Source organism: Halanaerobium sp. ST460_2HS_T2, from assembly GCF_003337665.1.
Lineage (GTDB): Bacteria > Bacillota > Halanaerobiia > Halanaerobiales > Halanaerobiaceae > Halanaerobium > Halanaerobium kushneri.
Genome location: NZ_QPJF01000059.1, coordinates 285 through 5487 on the forward strand (window position 1 = coordinate 285; position 5203 = coordinate 5487).

The window sequence follows — 5203 nt, forward strand, 5'->3', positions numbered from 1 at the left end:
ACGTTAAGTGAAATATGCTGCAGTTGAAATAATAGTATGACGGGGGTGTATGTCAAAAAAGCAGGCACCTCCTCGTACCTCCTACTTTTTTGACTTAGCATAGGACATTTTTAAAATTTAAACATAATAGAATGTTGTAAAATATTACGTTGAATTTTAAGTAAAATAAGGGTATAATAATTATAGGAGTTGATTAATATGCCTAACATTAAACCAGTTTCAGAATTAAGAAATTATAATGAAGTGTTAAAAGATATAGCAGAGGGTTCTCCAGTATTTTTAACTAAAAACGGCAGAGGCAAATTTGCAATCATTGATATTGAAGAGTATGAAAAAACTCAAGCTACCATAAAACTACTTTCAAAATTGATAGAATCTGAAAATAGAGTTAAATCTAATGATGATTGGATGAATGAAGATCAGGTAAAAGAAAAACTGGGGATATAAATATAATGCTAAAATTACGAATTAATCCCTTAGCAACAGAAGACTTGATAGAGATTAAAGATTATATAACAAAAGAGTTAGAAAATCCTACAGCAGCAATAAAGGTAGTACGTAAAATTATAGAGAGTTATGAGAAATTAAAAGAATTTCCTATGATGGGAGCAGACTTGTCAGCAAAAGTGAATATAAAAACTGACTTTAGATACTTAGTATTAGGAGATTATATTATATTTTACCGAGCGGATGATAAATTTGTATCTATCTATCGTATTCTATATGCTGGAAGAGATTATCTTAAAATTTTGTTTCCGAATGAAATTAAATTGAGTTATGAAGATAAGTAGGACTGCGACTCTCATATTACTTTAAAATTGAGTTATAGAAAAGTATTCTAAATTAATCTTCCAAAAAAAAGTAAATAGGAGTAACTACGAGGGCAGAGCGCAGGAAAGATCGGGTCCCTCCTTGGACCTCCCAATCTGTCCTGCTTGGCAGCATACATCACTTAACAAAATATTTCCGGTTTCGTTCCTTCGTCTCTGCACCCAAATCAGTCAACCCAAGATAGGAGTTATCTAAGGGTTGACTGACTTCGGAAATACGGTTACGTTAAGTGAAATATGCTGCAGTTGAAATAATAGTATGACGGGGGTGTATGTCAAAAAAGCAGGCACCTCCTCGTACCTCCTACTTTTTTGACTTAGCATAGGACATTTTTAAAATTTAAACATAATAGAATGTTGTAAAATATTACGTTGAATTTTAAGTAAAATAAGGGTATAATAATTATAGGAGTTGATTAATATGCCTAACATTAAACCAGTTTCAGAATTAAGAAATTATAATGAAGTGTTAAAAGATATAGCAGAGGGTTCTCCAGTATTTTTAACTAAAAACGGCAGAGGCAAATTTGCAATCATTGATATTGAAGAGTATGAAAAAACTCAAGCTACCATAAAACTACTTTCAAAATTGATAGAATCTGAAAATAGAGTTAAATCTAATGATGATTGGATGAATGAAGATCAGGTAAAAGAAAAACTGGGGATATAAATATAATGCTAAAATTACGAATTAATCCCTTAGCAACAGAAGACTTGATAGAGATTAAAGATTATATAACAAAAGAGTTAGAAAATCCTACAGCAGCAATAAAGGTAGTACGTAAAATTATAGAGAGTTATGAGAAATTAAAAGAATTTCCTATGATGGGAGCAGACTTGTCAGCAAAAGTGAATATAAAAACTGACTTTAGATACTTAGTATTAGGAGATTATATTATATTTTACCGAGCGGATGATAAATTTGTATCTATCTATCGTATTCTATATGCTGGAAGAGATTATCTTAAAATTTTGTTTCCGAATGAAATTAAATTGAGTTATGAAGATAAGTAGGACTGCGACTCTCATATTACTTTAAAATTGAGTTATAGAAAAGTATTCTAAATTAATCTTCCAAAAAAAAGTAAATAGGAGTAACTACGAGGGCAGAGCGCAGGAAAGATCGGGTCCCTCCTTGGACCTCCCAATCTGTCCTGCTTGGCAGCATACATCACTTAACAAAATATTTCCGGTTTCGTTCCTTCGTCTCTGCACCCAAATCAGTCAACCCAAGATAGGAGTTATCTAAGGGTTGACTGACTTCGGAAATACGGTTACGTTAGGCGACATGCTGAGAATATTGGAGTGATAAAAATGACAAAAAATTTTCAGGTTGTTCAAGGAGTTTCTGTTCCCAATTTAAATGATATTTATGAGAGTTATAGTATTACGACTATTAATAATTACTCAAAAATCATAGTAAATGTTAGCGCAGAAAATATTACAGATTTATTTTTGTGTTTAGTAGAGTTAATTACACTTCCAGGATTTTTAGTATTAGAACATGGAACAAATCAGAAGGTCGAACAAAAATTAAGAAAAAAGAAATATGATCCTCTTCATAAGGATGTATTTTATCTTGATGGCTTAACATTAGTGGATTTAAAACATATCTTCAGTGAATATAAAGAATTATTAGTAAATGATGGTGAAATCAACTTTGGATTTGGATCACATGAAAAAACTGAAGAAATATATATAGGACCATATAAAGTGTTTTATATATATTGTGAAAATACCAGAAAATTTGAAGATTTATTGCAACACAATAATATAAAAAAAGTAGATAAAGTCAAAACCGTTTGGTCTAATTTTTCAAAGAAAACACCAGGCAGAAGAGAAGTTATTGAAGTGAATGGTATAAATATATACGAGATGATAAAAAAATTAAAACAACAAGGTCTTTATTTAGCAGAACGCAGGGAGGACTAATACTAGTTTGCGTTGTCCGCACGATCGCCTAACATGGTTTTTAACGAAATCCTGTTTCTTTCTTTTACAGATAGATTACAACTTTCAGCAATGATACTATAGTTTTATATTAGTTTCATATATACACGACGGACTTCGTAAAAACCTGATACGTTATCCGAAATAATGCTGTTTTTAATAAAAACAGAAGGAGGCTATATTTTTGATTTCCAAAGAATTTAAACTGAATTTAAAACTTCGTGTAAGAACTGTAAGTGAAACTAATTCAGCTATATCTAATTCTTATCTAAAAATTTGGAAAACAATTCAAAAAGACTTTTCAGAAATTAATTTTGAAGTTGATGACACTAAGTTTTTGGTTAAAATAAATTGGCAACCAGTTTTAGATTTTATTAAATATTATTTAAAATATAATATATCTACAAATGAATATTTTAAGCTAAGTGATAAAGAGAAAGAAAAATTTTATAAAAAAATAAAGAATTTAAAAAATAAAGTAATTACTGAATGTATGATTTCTGCAGAAAATAATGTAGGCCATCTAAATCATTATTTAGAAATTTTTTTATATAATTTTTTTCTTATTATTAATTTATCTGTTCCAGGAGCTTGTAACATAAAAATAGAGTTAATAGATGAAAACAGATTTCCTGAAATTATATTTAATGGAGAAATATTTGAAAGAGCATGGGTAAAAAGTTTAGATGTTGGTTGGCCTGAAATTAAAAGTATTCCTATTAAAAAAACATGGGATTGGTTCTCAAAACAAAAAATCATGTTCAAAGTAATAGGAAAATCAAGATTAGAAAATAGTTTATTTGCATTGTTAAATATTGCTTATCAATATAATAATTTAGATCTGTCAACAGTAATGTGGTTAGCTCATTCATTAGAATCTCTTTTTGATACTCCAAGAGGTTCTATTAGTTCAACTTTAAGAAATAGAATTTTAAAAGCATTAGAATTCCCAGCAATTTCAAAGAAAAAAATAAAAAAAGAAATCAATAAGTTTTATAATCTTAGGAGTAGATTTGTTCATGGAGATTTTAATATTTCTCATCCTGTTAAAAATGATTTACTTAATAAAGATATAATTACAAATTGGATGAATGTTGGTGATTCATGTGATTTCGGTTTAAGTATTGTTTTAGCTACATTACAAAAAATGATAGAAAATAACTCATATAAAATAAATTTTAAAGAAGAAATATATTTTGAATAATTAGCATTACTTCGGATAACATGGGATTGGCGTCATGCCTTCTGTCATAAAGCTTGCAGACTGACCAATCACGGATATGAAAAAGCAAGCTTTACGCCAGTTCCTGCGGAATCAGGCACGAGCGCAAATCCCAGGGACGTTATGTGAAATGCTAAGTTTAAAATCAAGAGGTGATTTAATGAGTTTTGAATCTGAAATAACCAAATTTAGGGAAGGGAAAAATTTAATACCTATTAAACTTCCAAATAAGAAAAAATTTTTTCAGGATTTAAGAATTATAGAAGACAGCTTTACGGGACGAATTGATACTCAATTTGTTAATAATTTTATTTTTGAGTCAGTACAGTTAGTAATTAATGCAATTGTTTTATTTGAAAAAGGTTATTTTGATTGCTCATTTTATTCACTAAGACAGTCCTTAGAAATTTCAACTACCATGGTTTATTTAACTGAATTAAACCCTGAAAAGAGAAAGGAAAAACTTAAAGAATGGGATACTCAAAGTGATTTCCCTATGTTTAGTCAAATGATAATATTTTTAAAACAAAATAAAGATGTTTTTTTAGATATGAAAGAAAATATGAATAAATACTTTGATGAATTAGAAAAAACAAAGAATAGGTTAAATAAACTTGTACATAAGCAGGGTTTTAATAATTTTTATATTCATATAAAGCACAAAAGAAACAAAGGAGAATTTAGAGATGAATTTTTGAATTATATAAAAAGTTGTATAGGTGCTATTGCGGTATTAAGATTAGCTATTGATCCTTTTCCGATTTTGTTGCAGGATGAAGAAATATATAAACGCACTTGGGATACAGTGACTTTGGCATATACTGAAGAGTTTATTGATAAATATATTGGTATTAAAAATATAAATAATTACAAAAAAACTAATTTTTATAATAAATATTATGATAGTATAATGGAAAATGAAAAAATGATACCATGTGTAACCAGTTTAGTTAAAAATCAGTACATAGATAGGGAAAAGATTGATCAAATTTTAACTCAATCACATTTATTAAGCAAATATGATAAGATAGCAGTTTTAATTTCTAGTTTTTCTGATAAAATAACAAAAATATATATAAATTTAGGAATATTGTTTTATTTTACTACACTAGCATTGCATAAAAATATTTAAGCATTGTCAAATTTAAGTTATTGAGAAACTATACTATCTACAGAATATTCAGTCACACCCTTATCCTTT

At 28.4% G+C, this 5203-nt stretch carries 7 protein-coding genes; all 7 read left to right on the top strand.

Annotation, left to right across the window (positions count from 1 at the left end; genetic code table 11):
- Positions 1 to 198 precede the first annotated feature (198 nt).
- The 7 genes from DFR80_RS14855 to DFR80_RS14885 all read left to right on the top strand — a co-directional run bounded on the left by DFR80_RS14855 (position 199) and on the right by DFR80_RS14885 (position 5134).
- Positions 199 to 447 carry a type II toxin-antitoxin system prevent-host-death family antitoxin gene (locus DFR80_RS14855; RefSeq protein WP_114490459.1) on the top strand — a complete coding sequence of 83 codons (249 nt, stop codon included), beginning with the start codon at positions 199 to 201 and terminating at the stop codon, positions 445 to 447.
- A gap of 5 nt (positions 448 to 452) precedes the next feature.
- A complete protein-coding gene (locus DFR80_RS14860) occupies positions 453 to 791 on the top strand; it encodes a type II toxin-antitoxin system RelE/ParE family toxin (RefSeq protein ID WP_114490460.1) in 339 nt (112 codons plus the stop codon).
- A 460-nt stretch (positions 792 to 1251) separates the two neighbouring features.
- Positions 1252 to 1500, top strand: a complete 249-nt coding sequence (locus DFR80_RS14865; RefSeq protein ID WP_114490459.1) for a type II toxin-antitoxin system prevent-host-death family antitoxin — start codon at positions 1252 to 1254, stop codon at positions 1498 to 1500.
- A gap of 5 nt (positions 1501 to 1505) precedes the next feature.
- Positions 1506 to 1844: a type II toxin-antitoxin system RelE/ParE family toxin gene (locus DFR80_RS14870; RefSeq protein WP_114490460.1), complete on the top strand. Its 339-nt coding sequence runs from the start codon at positions 1506 to 1508 to the stop codon at positions 1842 to 1844.
- Between the two features lie 300 nt (positions 1845 to 2144).
- A complete protein-coding gene (locus tag DFR80_RS14875) occupies positions 2145 to 2762 on the top strand; it encodes a hypothetical protein (RefSeq protein WP_114490461.1) in 618 nt (205 codons plus the stop codon).
- 202 nt (positions 2763 to 2964) lie between these two features.
- Complete coding sequence (locus tag DFR80_RS14880; RefSeq protein ID WP_114490462.1) at positions 2965 to 3984, top strand: HEPN domain-containing protein; 1020 nt, start codon at positions 2965 to 2967, stop codon at positions 3982 to 3984.
- A gap of 76 nt (positions 3985 to 4060) precedes the next feature.
- Positions 4061 to 5134 carry a teicoplanin resistance protein VanZ gene (locus DFR80_RS14885; RefSeq protein ID WP_147270203.1) on the top strand — a complete coding sequence of 358 codons (1074 nt, stop codon included), beginning with the start codon at positions 4061 to 4063 and terminating at the stop codon, positions 5132 to 5134.
- The last annotated feature ends 69 nt before the right edge of the window (positions 5135 to 5203 follow it).

Bases quoted from the DNA above. Each gene is read 5' to 3' on its own strand.
- DFR80_RS14855 (WP_114490459.1), top strand. From the start codon at position 199: ATGCCTAACATTAAACCAGTTTCAGAATTAAGAAATTATAATGAAGTG.
- DFR80_RS14860 (WP_114490460.1), top strand. From the start codon at position 453: ATGCTAAAATTACGAATTAATCCCTTAGCAACAGAAGACTTGATAGAG.
- DFR80_RS14865 (WP_114490459.1), top strand. From the start codon at position 1,252: ATGCCTAACATTAAACCAGTTTCAGAATTAAGAAATTATAATGAAGTG.
- DFR80_RS14870 (WP_114490460.1), top strand. From the start codon at position 1,506: ATGCTAAAATTACGAATTAATCCCTTAGCAACAGAAGACTTGATAGAG.
- DFR80_RS14875 (WP_114490461.1), top strand. From the start codon at position 2,145: ATGACAAAAAATTTTCAGGTTGTTCAAGGAGTTTCTGTTCCCAATTTA.
- DFR80_RS14885 (WP_147270203.1), top strand. From the start codon at position 4,061: ATGAAAAAGCAAGCTTTACGCCAGTTCCTGCGGAATCAGGCACGAGCG.